The 17,453-nt window shown below is 69.7% G+C and carries 16 protein-coding genes; 12 read left to right on the forward strand and 4 right to left on the reverse strand.

Features of this window, described 5'->3' with window-relative positions; genetic code table 11:
• Positions 1 to 19: 19 nt before the first annotated feature.
• Entirely contained in the window at positions 20 to 721 is a 702-nt protein-coding gene (locus ACIRGB_RS25130) for an HAD family hydrolase (protein ID WP_403869230.1), read from the forward strand.
• A 443-nt stretch (positions 722 to 1,164) separates the two neighbouring features.
• Entirely contained in the window at positions 1,165 to 2,769 is a 1,605-nt protein-coding gene (locus ACIRGB_RS25135) for an ABC transporter substrate-binding protein (protein WP_403869233.1), read from the forward strand.
• A 114-nt stretch (positions 2,770 to 2,883) separates the two neighbouring features.
• On the opposite strand, the gene ACIRGB_RS25140 is transcribed toward ACIRGB_RS25135, so the two are convergent.
• Positions 2,884 to 3,555, reverse strand: coding sequence for a response regulator transcription factor (locus ACIRGB_RS25140; RefSeq protein ID WP_003977171.1), 672 nt, complete (start codon positions 3,553 to 3,555; stop codon positions 2,884 to 2,886).
• Positions 3,556 to 3,571: 16 nt separating this feature from the next.
• On the reverse strand, positions 3,572 to 4,570 hold the full coding sequence (locus ACIRGB_RS25145; protein WP_403869236.1) for a RecB family exonuclease: 999 nt from the start codon (positions 4,568 to 4,570) through the stop codon (positions 3,572 to 3,574).
• A gap of 172 nt (positions 4,571 to 4,742) precedes the next feature.
• Between ACIRGB_RS25145 and ACIRGB_RS25150 the strand changes: the two genes are divergently transcribed.
• The 3 genes from ACIRGB_RS25150 (at position 4,743) to ACIRGB_RS25160 (ending at position 8,258) form a co-directional block, all read left to right on the forward strand.
• Positions 4,743 to 6,485 (forward strand): site-2 protease family protein, encoded by a 1,743-nt coding sequence (locus ACIRGB_RS25150; protein WP_403869239.1) that lies wholly within the window; start codon positions 4,743 to 4,745, stop codon positions 6,483 to 6,485.
• Between the two features lie 59 nt (positions 6,486 to 6,544).
• On the forward strand, positions 6,545 to 7,447 hold the full coding sequence (locus ACIRGB_RS25155) for a tRNA (adenine-N1)-methyltransferase (protein WP_104633854.1): 903 nt from the start codon (positions 6,545 to 6,547) through the stop codon (positions 7,445 to 7,447).
• Positions 7,448 to 7,667: 220 nt separating this feature from the next.
• Positions 7,668 to 8,258 (forward strand): hypothetical protein, encoded by a 591-nt coding sequence (locus tag ACIRGB_RS25160; RefSeq protein WP_403869242.1) that lies wholly within the window; start codon positions 7,668 to 7,670, stop codon positions 8,256 to 8,258.
• 83 nt (positions 8,259 to 8,341) lie between these two features.
• Here the strand turns inward: ACIRGB_RS25160 and ACIRGB_RS25165 are convergent, their stop codons facing one another.
• A complete protein-coding gene (locus ACIRGB_RS25165; RefSeq protein ID WP_403869244.1) occupies positions 8,342 to 8,647 on the reverse strand; it encodes a ferredoxin in 306 nt (101 codons plus the stop codon).
• A 245-nt stretch (positions 8,648 to 8,892) separates the two neighbouring features.
• Here ACIRGB_RS25165 and arc point away from each other — a divergent pair, with 245 nt between their 5' ends.
• From arc to prcA, 6 genes are all read left to right on the forward strand, one after another.
• Positions 8,893 to 10,659: a proteasome ATPase gene (gene arc / locus ACIRGB_RS25170; RefSeq protein ID WP_059299666.1), complete on the forward strand. Its 1,767-nt coding sequence runs from the start codon at positions 8,893 to 8,895 to the stop codon at positions 10,657 to 10,659.
• A gap of 231 nt (positions 10,660 to 10,890) precedes the next feature.
• The gene (gene dop, locus ACIRGB_RS25175) at positions 10,891 to 12,402 is read left to right on the forward strand and encodes a depupylase/deamidase Dop (RefSeq protein ID WP_403869248.1); all 1,512 of its coding nucleotides are present in this window, start codon (positions 10,891 to 10,893) and stop codon (positions 12,400 to 12,402) included.
• A gap of 177 nt (positions 12,403 to 12,579) precedes the next feature.
• Positions 12,580 to 12,798 (forward strand): ubiquitin-like protein Pup, encoded by a 219-nt coding sequence (locus ACIRGB_RS25180; RefSeq protein WP_011027899.1) that lies wholly within the window; start codon positions 12,580 to 12,582, stop codon positions 12,796 to 12,798.
• A gap of 54 nt (positions 12,799 to 12,852) precedes the next feature.
• Positions 12,853 to 13,428, forward strand: coding sequence for an endonuclease VII domain-containing protein (locus ACIRGB_RS25185; protein WP_398917366.1), 576 nt, complete (start codon positions 12,853 to 12,855; stop codon positions 13,426 to 13,428).
• Entirely contained in the window at positions 13,380 to 14,225 is an 846-nt protein-coding gene (prcB, locus tag ACIRGB_RS25190; RefSeq protein WP_403869252.1) for a proteasome subunit beta, read from the forward strand. Before ACIRGB_RS25185 ends, prcB begins: the two co-directional genes overlap by 49 nt.
• Before the next feature lie 61 nt (positions 14,226 to 14,286).
• Entirely contained in the window at positions 14,287 to 15,051 is a 765-nt protein-coding gene (gene prcA, locus ACIRGB_RS25195) for a proteasome subunit alpha (RefSeq protein WP_403869255.1), read from the forward strand.
• Positions 15,052 to 15,055: 4 nt separating this feature from the next.
• On the opposite strand, the gene ACIRGB_RS25200 is transcribed toward prcA, so the two are convergent.
• Positions 15,056 to 16,081 (reverse strand): LacI family DNA-binding transcriptional regulator, encoded by a 1,026-nt coding sequence (locus tag ACIRGB_RS25200; protein ID WP_403869258.1) that lies wholly within the window; start codon positions 16,079 to 16,081, stop codon positions 15,056 to 15,058.
• A 104-nt stretch (positions 16,082 to 16,185) separates the two neighbouring features.
• On the opposite strand from ACIRGB_RS25200, the gene ACIRGB_RS25205 reads away from it, so the two are divergent.
• Positions 16,186 to 17,445, forward strand: a complete 1,260-nt coding sequence (locus ACIRGB_RS25205; protein WP_403869261.1) for an MFS transporter — start codon at positions 16,186 to 16,188, stop codon at positions 17,443 to 17,445.
• The last annotated feature ends 8 nt before the right edge of the window (positions 17,446 to 17,453 follow it).

Below are 17,453 nucleotides of genomic sequence, written 5' to 3' on the forward strand. Positions count from 1 at the left end.
CCTTCAAGGAGGTACGTGGATGACCAGTACGGTCCCCGCGCTCGGAACCCGTACGGCCGAAGGCTCCGCCCTCCAGGCCGTGCTCCTCGACATGGACGGCACCCTGGTGGACACCGAGGGCTTCTGGTGGGACGTCGAGAGGGAGGTCTTCGCCTCCCTCGGCCACACCCTCGACGACTCCTGGCGCCATGTCGTGGTCGGCGGCCCCATGACCCGCAGCGCGGGCTTCCTGATCGAGGCCACCGGCGCCGACATCTCCCTCGCCGAACTCAGCGTCCTGCTCAACGACGGCTTCGAGCAGCGCATCGGCCGCGACCTGCCGCTCATGCCCGGCGCCGCCCGGCTGCTCGAAGAGCTGTCCGCGCACGAGATCCCCACCGCCCTGGTCTCCGCCTCGCACCGGCGCATCATCGACCGCGTCCTGAAGTCGCTCGGCCCCCAGCACTTCGCCCTCACTGTCGCGGGCGACGAGGTGCCGCGCACCAAGCCCCACCCCGACCCGTACCTGGCGGCCGCGGCCGGACTCGGCGTGGACCCGGCCCGGTGCGCCGTCGTCGAGGACACCGCGACCGGGGTCGCCGCCGCGGAGGCCGCCGGCTGCCACGTCGTGGCGGTGCCCTCGGTCGCACCCATCACCCCGGCTGTCCGGCGCACCGTGGTCACCTCCCTGGAAGAGGTCGACCTGGCATTTCTGCGCGGCCTGATGACACGAATGCGCTAGGCGTTCACCAAGCGTGCGACGGCGGCGGCGCGGCAATTCGGGGAAGGGCCGCCCGGCGTGACACGACAGGTGTTCACAGTGCATTTCCGCCGTCCCGGACGGTCGAATTCAGGCAGCAGCGACCGAAGTCAGACTGTGATGTTCGCCACGTCACAAGAGGTCGACAGGTGTGCCGGGGTGTGCTGCTCCCGGCCTGGCGAACGTTGTCGAGGGGCCCTTGTGTCCTGATTGGTGAAACCCTGCACGAATCCTTCCCCTGTCGGGTTTTCGGTGTGTCCACACCCGGTTTCGCTCCGTGATGAGCCCTCAACTCCGGTGGCTGCGAGCGCCCGTGCGGGCGCGGACTAATCTCGTCGCGAGAACATCGGCCACTACCCCCGTGATCCGCCGCGACACCCCTGCATGCCGGATACACGGACCGACAGCTCTGGAGAAACTCGAGCATGAACCGCAAGACTTTGGTGCTGCCGGCCGTCGTCGGCCTGCTCGCGCCGGTGCTCGCCGCCTGCGGCGGATCGGACAGCGGCAGCGGCGACGGGGACGCGATCGCCGTCGGCACCACGGACGGGTTCAACGTCTCGAAAGAGATCACCGCGCCCTTCGACCCGGCGTACGCCTACGACGTCGGTGCCTGGAACATCATGCGCCAGACCTCGCAGACGCTGATGGTGCTGCCCCGCGGTGACGGCGAACCCGTGCCCGAGGCCGCCCAGCAGTGCGGATTCACCGACACCGGCAACGAGCGCTACGCGTGCACCCTGCGAGACGGCCTCGAGTTCGCCAACGGAGACCCCGTCACCGCCGAGGACGTGAAGTACTCCATCGAGCGCGTCCGGAAGATCAACGCCGACACCGAGGTGGCCTCCATCCTCTCCACGGTCGACACCGTCGAGACGAAGGGCGACCGCGAGGTCATCTTCCACCTCAACACCGCCGACGCCACCTTCCCGTTCAAGCTGTCGACGCCGGTCGCCGGCATCGTCAACCCGAAGGACTACGAGAAGGACAAGCTGCGCGACGGCTTCGAGCTGACCGGCTCGGGCCCGTACACGATGAAGGCCGAGGTCAAGGGCGACCAGATGACCAAGGCCGTGTTCACCAAGAACCCCAGTTACAAGGGGAGTCTCACGGTGAACAACGACAAGGTCGAACTCGTCTCCTTCGCCGACGCCGAGGCCATGGGCGACGCCATCGACAAGGGCGACATCGACGTGATGACCCGCGCGATGACGCCGGAACAGGTTCAGCACCTGTCCAAGGGCACGGACGGCGACGTCGGCCTGGTCGAGGTGGCCGGCCTCGAGATCCGCTACCTCGCCTTCAACACGGACGCCGCCACGGTCAAGGACAAGGCCGTCCGCACGGCGATGGCCCAGCTCATCAACCGCAGCGAGCTCGTCTCCGCGGTCTACGGGTCCCAGGCCGAACCGCTGTACTCGATGGTTCCGGCCGGCATCACCGGCCACTCCAACTCGTTCTTCAACAAGTACGGCGACCCCAGCGTCGCCAAGGCGAAGGCGATGCTGGAGGACGCGAACATCACCACGCCGGTCAAGCTGACGCTGCACTACACGACGGACCACTACGGCGCCGGCACCAAGCCGGAGTTCGAGCACCTCCAGAAGCAGCTGAACGACAGCGGCCTGTTCGACGTCGACATCAAGGGCACGCCCTGGGAGAAGTTCCACAAGGCGGAGCGGAACCGGGAGTACGACGTCTTCGGCATGGGCTGGTTCCCCGACTTCCCGGACGCCGACAGCTTCGTCGCGCCGTTCCTCGACAAGGGCAACACCCTCAACATCCCGTACGCCAACCCGGAGATCATCAACGACCTGATCCCCGCCTCCCGCGGCGAGGCCGACCGGCTCTCCGCGGTGGACAGCCTCACCGAGATCCAGGACATCACCGCCAAGGACGTCCCGCTGATCCCGCTCTGGCAGGGCAAGCAGTACGTCGCCACCCGCGACGACGTCACCGGCACGGCCTACCTCCTCAACTCCTCCTCCTCGCTCCAGCTGTGGGAGCTGGGCCGGGGCGTGAGCGGCTGACGCCGGCACCGGACACGTACGAAGGGCGCCTTCCTCCCGTCGGAGGAAGGCGCCCTTCGCATGGTGCGCATGGACGGTGCGCAGGCCGGGCCGTGCGCCTGCCGCCGGGAGCGGCTACTGCGCGCCCGGACGCACCAGACCGCTCTCGTACGCGTACACCGCGGCCTGCACCCGGTCCCGCAGGCCCAGCTTGGTCAGCACGTGCCCCACATGGGTCTTGACGGTGGTCTCGCTGACGAACAGGTCCGCGGCGATCTCCGCGTTGGACAGCCCGCGGGCGACCAGCTTCAGCACCTCGACCTCACGGTCCGTCAGCGTGTGCAGGGTGTCCGGCACCGGCTCGTCCCCGGAGGGCAGGTGCGTGGCGTACTTGTCGAGCAGCCGCCGGGTGATGCTGGGCGCGAGCATCGCCTCGCCGTTCGCCACCACACGGATCGCCTGCACCAGCTCGTTGGCCGGGGCGTCCTTGAGCAGGAAACCGCTGGCGCCCGCCTTCAGCGCCTCGACCACGTACTCGTCGAGGTCGAACGTGGTCAGCACCAGCACCTTCGCCGGGCCGTCCCGCTCGGGCCCGGTGATCTGCCGAGTCGCCTCCACTCCGTCCATCCGCGGCATACGGATGTCCATCAGCACCACATCGGGCTGCAACGCCCGCACCTGGTCGAGCGCCTGGAGGCCGTCTCCGGCCTCCCCGACGACCGCGAGGTCCTGCTCCGCCTCCAGAATCATCCGGAAGCCCGTGCGCAGCAGCGGCTGGTCGTCGACCAGTAGGACGCGGATGGCCACGTAAGTCTCCTTCTCGCTAGTCCGGCCCCATTCTGCCCTGCTCGACGACGCCGGAGTCGGCCGCCCTCACCGGCAGCGGGTAGGGCGGGGGAGTGCCGCCGAACTCCGGACAGTGCGCCTGGTGGTCGCACCAGCCGCACAGCTTGGTGGGACGCGGCCGCCAGTCACCCGTCTCGGTCGCCAGCCGGATCGCCTCCCACAGCGCCAGCAGCTTGCGCTCGACCCGCTCCAGATCGGCCGGGACCGGGTCGTACGTGAGCACGTCACCGCTGCCGAGATAGACCAGCTGCAACCGCCGCGGGACCACCTTCTTCAGCCGCCACACCACCAGCGCGTAGAACTTCATCTGGAACAACGCGCCCTCGGCGTACTGCGGCCGGGGCGCCTTGCCCGTCTTGTAGTCGACGATCCGCACCTCGCCGGTGGGGGCCACGTCCACCCGGTCGATGATGCCGCGCAACCGCAGCCCCGAGTCCAGCTCGGCCTCGACGAACAGCTCCCGCTCGGCGGGCTCCAGCCGGCTCGGGTCCTCCAGGGTGAACCAGCGCTCGACCAGCCGCTCCGCCTCCGTCAGCCACTGCGCCAGCCGCTCGCCCCGCGGATCGTCCGCGAACAGCTCACCGACCTCCGGCCTGCTCTCCCGCAGCCGGTCCCACTGGCCGGGGACCAGCGCCTTCGCCCTCGGCGCCGTGCGCTCGGCCGCCGGGGCGTCGAAGAGCCGCTCCAGCACCGCGTGCACCAGGGTGCCCCTGGTCGCCGCCTCGCTGGGCTTCTCCGGCAGCCGGTCGATGACCCGGAACCGGTACAGCAGCGGGCACTGCATGAAGTCGCCGGCCCGGGAGGGCGAGAGCGAGGTGGGCGGTATCGACACGGGCGCGGGCGAGGGGACCGCGGCGGCCGGGCCCGCCGCCGGGACGGCGGACTCCACCGCCGGGTCCGCCTGCTCCACCACCGTCGCCGCCGGCCGGTCTCGGCCGCCGGTGTCCTCCGCGACATCCTCGGTACTCGTCTCCATAGCCACCGACCTTACGGCCGGCCACCGACAGCGACCCAGCCCGCAGGCGTGACCCGTGTGACGGAGGGGAAGCAGAGGGGTGCCGGAGCGGAACGGGCGGCAAGGGACGCATACCATCGACACGAGACCCTCCCGACCGGCAGGCGGGAGACGCTTCGAACGAGGGGACACCGTGGACGTGAGCGGCGGGAGCGGGCAGCCGCGGTCCGGCAACGACGAGTCGGCCGAGCCCCAGGCACATCCCACGGGCCCGGCCGCCGACCCCACCGACCCCGCACCACGCCAACCCACCGGCCCGACGCCCACGGGACCCGGGACACGAGACGCCGAGACCCCGGGACCCGAGAGCCCGGGACCTCAGACGCCGACGCCCCCCACGCCGGGACCCGAGACGCCGGGACAGCAGACGCCGATGGCCTCCACGCCGGGACCCGAGACGCCGGGATCGCAGACGCCGACGCCCTCCACGCCGGGACCCCAGACCCCGGGACCCCAGACCCCGGGACCCCAGACCCCGGGACCCGAGACGCCGATGGCCTCCACGCCGGGGGAGTCCCCCGCCGCGCGCGACGAGGACGACACCAGCGCCCGGCCGAAGCCGCCGTCGGACAGCGAGCGTGAGCCGGAACCCTCCGCACCCCCCGCGCCTCCCGAGCCGGCCGCGGCCCCCCGGCACGCCGCTCACCACCCCGGCGCCGCCCCACGCCACCGCACCGAGGCCCACACCGACCCCCCGGGCGGGCCGGGGCGGCCCCCGCAGCGCCGGCCGGAACCCGGCGGCGGTCTGCTCATGGGCCGGCCCTTCGGCGTGCCCGTGTACGTCGCCCCCAGCTGGTTCCTCGTCGCCGTCCTGATCACCTGGGTGTTCGGCGGCCAGCTCGACCGCGTCCTGCCCGAGCTGGGCGCCGCCCGCTACCTCGTCTCCCTCTTCTTCGCCGTCGCCTTCTACGCCTCCGTCCTCGTCCACGAGCTCGCCCACACCGTCGCCGCCCTCCGCTTCAAGCTCCCCGTCCGCCGCATCCAGCTCCAGTTCTTCGGCGGCGTCTCCGAGATCGAGAAGGAAGCCGAGACCCCCGGCCGCGAATTCGTGCTGGCCTTCGTTGGCCCGCTGCTCTCCCTCGTCCTCTCCGGCGTCTTCTACGCCGCCCTGCTGCCCGTGGAGCCCGACAGCGTCGCCGGCGTGCTGCTGGCCGGCCTGATGGCCTCCAACCTCATCGTCGCCGTCTTCAACCTGCTGCCCGGCCTCCCCCTCGACGGCGGCCGCATGCTTCGCGCCGTCGTCTGGAAGCTCACCGGCAAACCGATGAGCGGAACGATCGCCGCCGCCTGGGTCGGCCGCGCCCTCGCCATCGCCGTACTGATCGGCCTGCCGCTGCTCACCCAGTCACTCGGCAGCGACGCCACGAGCGACGTCGGCATGGACACCGTCATGGACGCCCTGCTCGCCGCCATCCTCGCCGCGATCATCTGGACCGGCGCCGGAAACAGCCTCCGCATGGCCCGCCTGCGCGAACACCTCCCCGAGCTGCGCGCCCGCGCCCTCACCCGGCGCGCCGTCCCCGTCCAGGCCGACACCCCCCTCTCCGAGGCCCTGCGCCGCGCCAACGCCTCCGGAGCCCGCGCCCTGGTCGTCGTCGACGCCGACGGCACCCCCGCCTCCCTGGTCCGCGAGGCCGCCATCGTCGGCGTACCCGAGCACCGCCGCCCCTGGGTGGCCGTCAGCACCCTCGCCCAGGATCTCACCGACGGCATGCGCGTCTCCGCCGAGCTGTCCGGCGAGGAACTCCTGGACGCCCTGCGCGCCAACCCGGCCACCGAGTACCTCGTCGTCGAGGAGACCGGCGAGATCTACGGCGTCCTGTCCGCGGCCGACGTGGAACGCGCCTTCGTCAAGGCGATGGCACGGCCCTCCTGAGTACCGCTCTCCCAAAGCGGTGGTCGGCGGCCCCGCCCGGGGACCGGTAGGCTGGTCACATGTCCGAACCGACCGGTGCCGCCCGCAGGCGCGGGCCCTTCAAGGTCGGGGACCAGGTTCAGCTGACCGACCCCAAGGGCCGCCACTACACGTTCACGCTCGAGGCCGGGAAGAACTTCCACACCCACAAGGGTTCCTTCCCCCACGACGAACTGATCGGTGCTCCCGAGGGCAGCGTCGTCCGCACCACCGGGAACGTCGCCTACCTCGCGCTGCGCCCCCTGCTCCCCGACTACGTCCTGTCCATGCCCCGCGGCGCCGCCGTGGTCTACCCCAAGGACGCGGGGCAGATCCTCGCCTTCGCCGACATCTTCCCCGGCGCCCGCGTCGTGGAGGCGGGGGTGGGCTCCGGCTCGCTCAGCAGCTTCCTGCTGCGCGCCATCGGCGACCAGGGCATGCTGCACTCCTACGAGCGCCGCGAGGACTTCGCCGAGATCGCCCAGCAGAACGTGCAGCGCTACTTCGGCGGCCCGCACCCCGCCTGGCAGCTCACCGTCGGCGACCTCCAGGACAACCTCTCCGACGCCGACGTCGACCGCGTCATCCTCGACATGCTCGCCCCGTGGGAGTGCCTGGAGGCCGTCTCCAAGGCACTCGTGCCCGGCGGCATCCTGTGCTGCTACGTCGCGACCACCACCCAGCTCGCCCGGACCGTCGAGTCCATCCGCGAGATCGGCTGCTTCAACGAGCCGACCTCCTGGGAGACGATGATCCGCAACTGGCACGTGGAGGGCCTCGCCGTCCGCCCCGACCACCGGATGATCGGCCACACCGGCTTCCTGCTCACCGCCCGCCGCCTCGCCGACGGCGTCGAGCCGCCCATGCGCCGCCGCCGCCCCGCCAAGGGCGCCTACGGCGAGGACTACGAGGGCCCCAACGCCGGCGGAGGCTCCGGCCGCTGAGACGGCCCGTGCCGCGTACAACGTACGGACGCCGTGGTGGAGTTCCGGAACACCGCCGGAACTCCACCACGGCGTCGACGCGTTGACGGCGACCACCCGACGGGACACGCGCCCGCACGGGAATCGGAACGAGTACCCACCCCGCCGTTCCCCCGCACTGTGACGTGTGGCACGATGCTGGCCACCCCCACCGGCACAGCCCTCACAGGAGACACTCCTCGTGCAGCACCCCGCCGTTCCGGACCTCTCGCACACGCACACCCGGCCGATCCACTGGGTCGCCACCGCCACGGCCGTCGCCGCGGTGGTCGCCCTCTCCTCGGTCCTCCAGCCCGACGCCGCGACGGCGGCCCAGAGCGCCGACAAGCCCGCGGCCCCCGCTCCCAAGAGCGCACCGGCCCCCGTCACGCCGCCCGATCCGGCCACCGTGGCCTTCCCCCTGGAATGCGGCCCCGTCAAGGCCGTCGTACAGAAGAAGGCCTCCGGCGACCTCGACGGCGACGGCCGGCCCGAAACGGTGGCCTCCGTGCACTGCGACGCGCCCATGGGGACACCGCCCGACGGCGTGTACGTCCTCACCCGGGGCGCCGACGGCGGCAAGCCCCGCGTCGTCGCCACCCTCGTGGACCCCAAGGAGCGCCGTACGGCCACCGCACTCACGGTGCGCGACGGCGTCGTCCGCGCCACCCTGCTCGGCTACTCGTCGGCCGACGTGCCCAGTTGCTGCCCCGACGTCACGGACGACGTGAAGTGGCGGTGGAAGAACGGCGCGTTCGTCAGCGACACGCCCTCACAGGCCCGCACCGTGTGACCCGCAACCCGGGGACAGAGAGCACAGGGAACGTGACACACCAAACAGTCGTCACGGAGAGTGCGCACTAAGTCACATTTTGGTCACTCTGCGTCCGGACCGTACACCTCAGCCCTGTCCGAAACCCGACGCACATGGATGCACTCACCCGGACACTCCTTCGCGGAGTCCACCACATCCGTGAGAAGCGTCAACGGCACGGGCGTTGTCGCCCCCGGCGCCTGCAGCAGCTCGTCGTCCGCGCCCTTCACATAGGCCAGACCATCGATGTCCAGCTCGAACACCTCCGGCGCGTACTGGGCGCATATGCCGTCACCGGTACACAGGTCCTGATCGATCCAGACCTCCAGAGCCTCGCCGTCGACTCCGGCCTCCTGCTGCACGCTCATCTCTCCTGCCGTTTCCTGCGCCGAACCGCTCGGGAATCCGGCCAGCTCTGACGGGTGTTGAACACTTCGACCCTACCCCCGCCGGGGTTCCCTCCACGTTCCGTGGGTATTCCCCTGGCGTGAGGGAGAGCGCAAGGGTGAAGATCGGACACACCCCGACAGTCTTTGTGATCTAGGGGTTTCAATCGACACCCACCCAGGTAGGGTCTGGAAGCGTCCAGCTCCCCTTGGAGGAGGTGAGGACCGTGGCAGCCCACGACGACGACATGAACCGCGGCATCCGCCCGGGACGCGGGTCCGAGGACCCGGCCGGGCAGGTGGCCTACCTTGAGCAGGAGATCGCCGTCCTGCGACGCAAGCTCGCCGAATCTCCGCGACACACGAGAATTCTCGAAGAGCGGATCGTCGAACTGCAGACCAACCTGGCCGGCGTGTCCGCCCAGAACGAGCGACTCGCCGGCACACTCCGCGAGGCCCGCGACCAGATCGTGGCCCTCAAGGAAGAAGTCGACCGGCTGGCCCAGCCACCCGCCGGCTTCGGCGTCTTCCTACAGGCCAACGAGGACGGCACCGCCGACATCTTCACCGGCGGCCGCAAACTCCGGGTGAACGTCAGCCCGAGCGTCGAGCTCGACGAGCTCAGGCGCGGCCAGGAAGTGATGCTCAACGAAGCACTCAACGTGGTCGAGGCCATGGAGTACGAGAGCGTCGGCGACATCGTCACCCTCAAGGAGATCCTCGAGGACGGCGAGCGCGCCCTGGTACTCGGCCACACCGACGAGGAAAGGGTGGTACGGCTCGCCGAGCCCCTGCGCGGCCTCACCATCCGCCCCGGCGACGCCCTCCTGCTCGAACCCCGCTCCGGCTATGTCTACGAGGTCGTCCCCAAGAGCGAGGTCGAAGAACTCGTCCTCGAAGAAGTCCCCGACATCGGCTACGAGCAGATCGGTGGCCTCGGCGGACAGATCGAAGCCATCCGCGACGCGGTCGAGCTCCCCTATCTCTACCCCGACCTGTTCCGGGAGCACGAGCTGCGCCCGCCCAAGGGCGTCCTGCTCTACGGGCCCCCCGGATGCGGCAAGACGCTCATCGCCAAGGCCGTCGCCAACTCGCTGGCCAAGAAGGTCGCCGAAGTCACCGGACAGGCCGCCGGCAAGAGCTTCTTCCTCAACATCAAGGGCCCCGAGCTCCTCAACAAATACGTCGGCGAGACCGAGCGGCAGATCCGCCTGGTCTTCCAGCGAGCCCGGGAGAAGGCCAGCGAGGGCACCCCCGTCATCGTCTTCTTCGACGAGATGGAATCCCTCTTCCGCACCCGCGGCTCCGGCGTCAGCTCGGACGTGGAGAACACCATCGTCCCGCAGCTGCTCGCCGAGATCGACGGCGTGGAAGGCCTCCAGAACGTGGTCGTCATCGGCGCCTCCAACCGCGAGGACATGATCGACCCCGCCATCCTGCGGCCCGGCCGGCTCGACGTGAAGATCAAGATCGAACGTCCGGACGCCGAAGCGGCCAAGGACATCTTCGGCAAGTACCTCACCGAACGTCTCCCCCTCCACTCCGACGACCTCGCGGAGCACGAGAAGGACAAGGCGGCCACCGTCCAGAGCATGATCCAGACGGCGGTGGAACACATGTACGCCGAATCCGAGGAGAACCGCTTCCTGGAAGTCACCTACGCCAACGGCGACAAGGAAGTCCTCTATTTCAAGGACTTCAATTCCGGCGCCATGATCGAGAACATCGTGGGCCGCGCCAAGAAGATGGCGATCAAGGACTTCCTCGACAAGAACCAGAAGGGCCTCCGCGTCTCCCACCTCCTCCAGGCCTGCGTGGACGAGTTCAAGGAGAACGAAGACCTGCCCAACACCACCAACCCCGACGACTGGGCCCGCATCTCCGGAAAGAAGGGCGAACGGATCGTGTACATCCGTACGCTCGTCACCGGAAAGCAGGGCGCGGACACCGGACGCTCCATCGACACGGTGGCAAACACCGGTCAGTACCTGTAAAAGGCGGGGCGGCTGCGGGTGCCCACACCGGGTACCCGCAGCCGACTGTTTTCCGGAGCCCGGCTGGAGCAAGGCAATGACGCAAATGATCTCCCCGCCAGCGCAAAGGCGTTCTAGGCTCTTCCATACCGCCGGGTCGCGCACTGCGGGGACGGGCACCGCACACGCATCGGAGCGCCAGCGGTACTTGAGCGGCGCCCACTACGGGCGCCGCCGGGCAAGGAGGGCCGCATGACCGTACGGCGAGTAATGGGCATCGAGACGGAGTACGGGATCTCCGTCCCCGGCCACCCCAACGCCAATGCCATGCTCACCTCGTCCCAGATCGTCAACGCCTACGCGGCGGCGATGCACCGGGCCCGCCGGGCCCGCTGGGACTTCGAGGAGGAGAACCCGCTCCGGGACGCGCGAGGCTTCGACCTCGCCCGCGAGGCCGCCGACTCCAGCCAGCTCACCGACGAGGACATCGGCCTCGCCAACGTCATCCTCACCAACGGAGCACGGCTCTACGTCGACCACGCCCACCCCGAATACAGCGCTCCGGAAGTCACCAACCCGCGCGACGCCGTCCTGTGGGACAAAGCCGGCGAACGCATCATGGCCGAGGCCGCCGAACGCGCCGCCCAGCTGCCCGGCGCCCAGCCCATCCACCTCTACAAGAACAACACCGACAACAAGGGCGCCTCCTACGGCACGCACGAGAACTACCTGATGAAGCGGGAAACCGCTTTCTCGGACATCGTGCGCCACCTGACGCCCTTCTTCGTCTCCCGCCAGGTCTTCACCGGCGCAGGCCGCGTCGGCATCGGCCAGGACGGCCACGAACACGGCTTCCAGCTCAGCCAGCGCGCCGACTACTTCGAGGTCGAGGTCGGCCTGGAGACCACGCTGAAGCGCCCCATCATCAACACCCGCGACGAACCGCACGCCGACGCCGAGAAGTGGCGCCGACTGCACGTCATCATCGGCGACGCCAACCTGTCCGAGATCTCGACGTACCTGAAACTCGGCACGACGGCCCTGGTCCTGTCCATGATCGAGGACGGCTTCATCGCCGTCGACCTCGCCGTGGACCAGCCCGTACGCACCCTCCACCAGGTCTCGCACGACCCCACGCTCAAGCGCCTCGTCACCCTGCGCAGCGGCCGCACACTGACCGCCGTGCAACTCCAGATGGAGTACTACGAGCTGGCCCGCAAATACGTCGAGGAGCGGTACGGCGCCGACGCCGACGACCAGACCAAGGACGTCCTCGGCCGCTGGGAGGACACCCTCAACCGGCTCGAGAACGACCCGATGAGCCTGGCCGGCGAGCTGGACTGGGTCGCCAAGCGGGAACTCATGGAGGGCTACCGCCGCCGCGACAACGTCGACTGGGACGCCGCCCGGCTGCACCTCGTCGACCTCCAGTACGCCGACGTACGGCCCGACAAGGGCCTCTACAACCGCCTGGTGGACCGCGGCCGCATCAAGCGCCTGCTGGACGAGGACGAGGTCGAGCGGGCCCGTACGAAGCCGCCGGAGGACACCAGGGCCTACTTCCGCGGACGCTGCCTGGAGCAGTACGCGGACGACGTCGCGGCGGCCTCCTGGGACTCGGTGATCTTCGATCTGCCGGGCCGGGACTCGCTCCAGCGGGTCCCAACCCTGGAACCGCTTCGCGGAACGCGTAATCACGTCAAGGAGCTACTGGACCGCTGCCGCACCGCGGACGACCTGGTCAGGGTCCTGTCCGGCGGGTGAGCGGACCGAGCGGGTACACGGAGGAGACCGCCGGACAGGGTGGAAACCCACCCGGTCCGGGAACCATCGAGATGGCCCCCGTTCGTTGGAGAAACGCGGGGCCGATGTCAGACCGGGCTTGTAGGGTCTGATCTTGACCGAGCAACTGTGTCGGGCGAACCGAGCGGGGTGAGGGTTATGGCGACCAAGGACACCGGCGGCGGACAGCAGAAGGCCACACGGTCCACCGAGGAGGTCGAGGAGCAGGCGCAGGACGCGCAGGCATCGGAGGACCTCAAGGAACGCCAGGAAAAGCTGAGCGACGACGTGGACTCCGTCCTGGACGAAATTGACGATGTCCTGGAAGAGAATGCCGAGGACTTCGTGCGATCCTTCGTTCAGAAGGGTGGAGAGTAGATCTGCCTTTGATTCGAAGGCTGGGGTGGGGGGTTGGAGTTGTCTGACGAAGGCGTGAAGCGCTGCTCGCGGTGTAAGCAGTCGAAACCGCGGGCGGCCTTCGCGAGTAACAAGGCGATGAAAGATCGCCTGCAGGCGTACTGTCGGGAGTGCTCTGCGGCGTACTACCGGCAGCGTCAGGATGCCTGTGGCAGGAAGCCTCGCCCGAGGGTGACAGCACCTGACGGGCACAAGTACTGCCAGCGCTGCGAGGAGATCAAGCCGCACTCCGAGTGGGACAGGAACAGGGCGGCTTCCGACGGCCTGTCGACAGCCTGCAAGGCATGTCGGGCAATCGAAGGGCGGGCCCGTCACCTAAAGCGTCACTACGGCCTTACCGAAGCCGAACGGGACGAGATGGTGGCCTCTCAGATGGGGCTCTGCGTGATTTGTTTGAAGGCTCCGGCCGTTCATGTGGATCACTGTCACAAGACGGGTAAGGTCCGTGGCGTACTGTGCTTCAACTGCAATTCGGCCATCGGCAAGTTGGGAGACGATCCCGACGCTGTTCGTCGGGCTGCCGCCTACTTGGAGGGAACTTCGTGGAAGCCAACACTCGTAGCACCGGGCGTCTACCAGCTGCCTTCCTGACGCCTGGATCGTCTTCCTTCATGGACTTCCTCGGTGAGCACCAGCCGGAGATGCTCCCGGGCAACCGGCAGCTGCCGCCGGTGCAGGGCGTCATCGAGGCACCGCACGGCACCACGATCGTGGCGGTCACGTTCCCCGGGGGTGTCGTCCTCGCCGGTGACCGGCGGGCCACCATGGGCAACATGATCGCCCAGCGGGACATCGAGAAGGTCTTCCCGGCCGACGAGTACTCGGCGGTGGGCATCGCCGGTACGGCCGGTCTGGCCGTGGAGATGGTGAAGCTGTTCCAGCTGGAGCTGGAGCACTTCGAGAAGGTCGAGGGCGCGCAGCTGTCCCTGGAGGGCAAGGCGAACCGTCTGTCGACGATGATCCGGTCCAACCTGGGCATGGCGATGCAGGGGCTGGCCGTGGTGCCGCTGTTCGCCGGGTACGACGTGGACCGGGGCAGGGGCCGCATCTTCTCGTACGACGTGACCGGTGGCCGGTCCGAGGAGCGGAACTACGCGACCACGGGTTCGGGCTCGGTCTTCGCGCGCGGGGCGATGAAGAAGCTGTTCCGTGACGACCTGACCGAGGAGCAGGCCACGATGCTCGTGGTGCAGGCGCTGTACGACGCGGCTGACGACGACTCGGCGACCGGTGGTCCCGATGTCGCCCGCCGGATCTATCCGATCATCACTGTGATCACCGAGGACGGTTTCCGCCGGCTCGGTGAGGACGAGGCCGCGGAGCTGGCCGGCTCGGTGCTGCGGGCGCGGCTGGAGCAGCCCGACGGTCCGCGGGCCGCGCTGCTGTAGCGGGCGCGGGTCTTCGTTGTCAGGTGGTCCAGTGATTTCGACAGGAAGGGACGGATAACCGGTGTCGACGCCGTTCTATGTATCTCCTCAGCAGGCGATGGCCGACCGGGCGGAGTACGCCCGCAAGGGCATCGCCCGTGGCCGCAGCCTGGTCGTGCTGCAGTATGCCGACGGCATCGTGTTCGTCGGTGAGAATCCGTCCCGTGCGCTGCACAAGTTCAGCGAGATCTACGACCGGATCGGCTTCGCGGCCGCCGGCAAGTACAACGAGTACGAGAACCTGCGGATCGGCGGGGTGCGCTACGCCGATCTGCGGGGTTACACCTATGACCGGGACGATGTGACGGCGCGCGGTCTGGCGAACGTGTACGCCCAGACGCTGGGCACGATCTTCTCCAGTCAGGCCGAGAAGCCGTATGAGGTGGAGCTGGTCGTCGCGGAGGTCGGTGACAGTCCGGAGAACGACCAGATCTACCGGCTGCCGCACGACGGTTCGATCGTGGACGAGCACGGTTCGGTGGCGGTCGGGGGCAACGCGGAGCAGATCAGCGGGTATCTGGACCAGCGGCACCGGGACGGTATGACGCTGGCCGAGGCGCTGAGGCTGGCGGTGCAGGCGTTGTCCCGTGACACCAATGGGACCGAGCGGGAGATTCCGGCGGAGCGGCTGGAGGTCGCGGTGCTGGACCGGACGCGTCCGCAGCAGCGCAAGTTCAAGCGCATCGTGGGCGGTCAGCTGTCGCGGCTGCTGGAGTCCGGTGCGGGTGACGGCGTGAGCACGACGCCCGAGGCGGACGAGGCCGACTCCGGGTCGGACGAGGAGTAGGCGCTCACCTCACCTCCCCTTGTCGCGGCGGGGCCGTGGAGCCCCGTACCACCAGGCTGACCGGCAGGTCCCCCTTCTCGGGGGGCCTGCCTTCCAGTACCGCCAGCAGTGCGCGCATGCCCCGTTCGCCGAAGGCCTCCGCGTCGAGGCGGACGGTGGTGAGTTCGGGGTCGATGGCGGTGGCGAGGCCGAGGTCGTCCAGGCCGGTGACGGAGAGGTCGTCGGGGACGCGGAGTCCGGCGCGCCGGATGGCCTTGTAGGCGCCGGCCGCGAGTTTGTCGTCGTCGCAGACCAGTGCCGTGGGCCGGGGTCCGGGCGCGGTGAGGGCGGCTTCCGTGGCCCGTTGGGCGCCCTCGATCGAGATGGGGGCCCGGATGGTGCGCAGTTCGGTGCCGGGGGTGTCGGCGAGCCGTGCGGCCAGTTCGCGGGCGCGTACCTCGAAGGTCCAGGACGGGATGTCGGCCGCGAGGTGGAGGAAGCGGTGGTGGCCCAGGGACAGCAGGTGCTCGGTGACCTGGCGGATGCCGTCGGCGATGTCGAGGTTGACCGTGGCGGCGCCCAGGCTGCCCTCGGGGTCGCTGTCGAGCATGACGAGGGGGAGCTGGTCGCCGCGGATGGCGGAGAGGGCGTCGGCGGCCATGGAGGAGGCGATGACGCCGTCGAGGGCGGCCTGGGCGGAGGCGAAGGGGTCCCGGGCGGGTCCGACGCCTTCGGGTGAGGGGTAGAGGACCACGCCGAAGCCGTGCTCGGCGGCGACTCGGGCGGCGCCGGTGTAGACCTCGGCGAAGAATTCGGTGGTGAGGGCGGGGACGACCAGCAGTACGGTGCGGGTGCGGCCGAGGCGCAGGTTGCGTGCGGCCAGGTTGGGGCGGTAGCCGAGTTCCAGGGCGGCGTCGCGGACGCGCTGGGCGGTCGGTTCGGAGACGCGGCCGCGCCATTTGTCGCCGAGGACCAGGGAGACGGCTGCCTGGGAGACGCCGGCGGCCTGGGCGACGTCCCGGCTCGTGGGACGGGTGCTGCCTCGTGCCACCGTTCGCCTGCGCTTTCGTCTGGACTGCTGAACTGGCGACATGGTACGTATGGCGGCAGGAGTTATACGTAACACTTGCTGGAGTCGGGACAAGGAGGTGGGTCGTGGTCGCCGGGTATCTGGAGATCCTCCGGGCACGGCATGCCGTGCGGCTGCTGGTCGGCACGCTGGTCGGGCGGTTGCCGAACGCCACCGCGGCGATCGCGATCGTGCTGTTCGTGCGGGCCGAGGGCGGTTCGTACAGCCTCGCGGGGGCGCTGGCCGCGGTGTACGGCGTCGCCAATGCCGTGGGGCAGCCGGTGCTGGGGCGGCTGGTGGACCTGCACGGGCAGCCGCGGGTGCAGTTGCCGGCCGCAGTGCTGTCGGCGCTGGCGATGGCCGTGTTCGCCTTCGCGGGCACCGGGACGTCCGCGCTCGCGTACGGGGCCGTGGCGGCGGCCGGGCTGTTCACGCCGCCGCTGGAGGGCGGTCTGCGGGCGTTGTGGCCGAGTGTGCTGGGCGAGGAGGACCAGGTGCACACGGCGTACGCGATGGACGCCGTGGCGCAGGAGGTCATGTTCACCGTCGGGCCGCTGCTGGTGACGGTGTGCGTGTCCCTGTGGTCGCCACTGGCGGCGCTGCTCGTGCTGAACGGTGTCGGTGTGCTGGGCGCGCTGTCCGTCGTCGTGTCGCCGCCCTCGCGGGCGTGGCGGTCGGCGCCGCGGGAGGCGCACTGGCTGGGCGCGCTGCGTTCGGGCGGGCTGCTGGCGCTGCTGGGGGCCTTCCTGTTCATCGGGATGGCGCTCGGGTCCATCACGGTCGCCTCGGTGCCGTACGCCGACGACCACGGGGGCGACGCGGTGTACGGGTGGCTGATGGCCGCCCTGGGGCTGGGTGCGCTGGTCGGGGGAGCGGTCTACGGGGCGCGGCGGTGGACCGGTGAGCCGGCCCGGCGGCTGCGGGTGCTGGTGGCGCTGCTGGCGGTCTGCTATCTGCCGTTGCTGCTGATGCCGGGCGCGGTGGCCATGGTGCTGCTCACGGTGCTCGCGGGTGTCTTCCTGGCGCCGTGCATCGCCTGTGCGTTCGTGCTCGTCGACGTGCACGCGCCGCGCGGGACGGTGACGGAGGCGTTCTCGTGGCTGGTGACGACGTTCACCGTGGGCGCGTCGGTGGGGACCGGCCTGGCGGGGCCCGTCGTGGAGCACGGTGGGGCGCTGTGGGGCTTCGCGGTGCCGGGGGTGGCGGGGTGCGTCTCGCTGCTGGTGCTGGCGTGCACCGGGCGGGTCCTCGCAGCTCCCGTGCGGGGAGCGGTGGTTGCGGCTTCATCGGAAAATGATCCAAACCGTGCCGTCGAACCCCGTTTCAGTTCGGGTCATCAGGCGTAATGTTCAGT

The organism is Streptomyces sp. NPDC102490, from assembly GCF_044765285.1.
Lineage (GTDB): Bacteria > Actinomycetota > Actinomycetes > Streptomycetales > Streptomycetaceae > Streptomyces.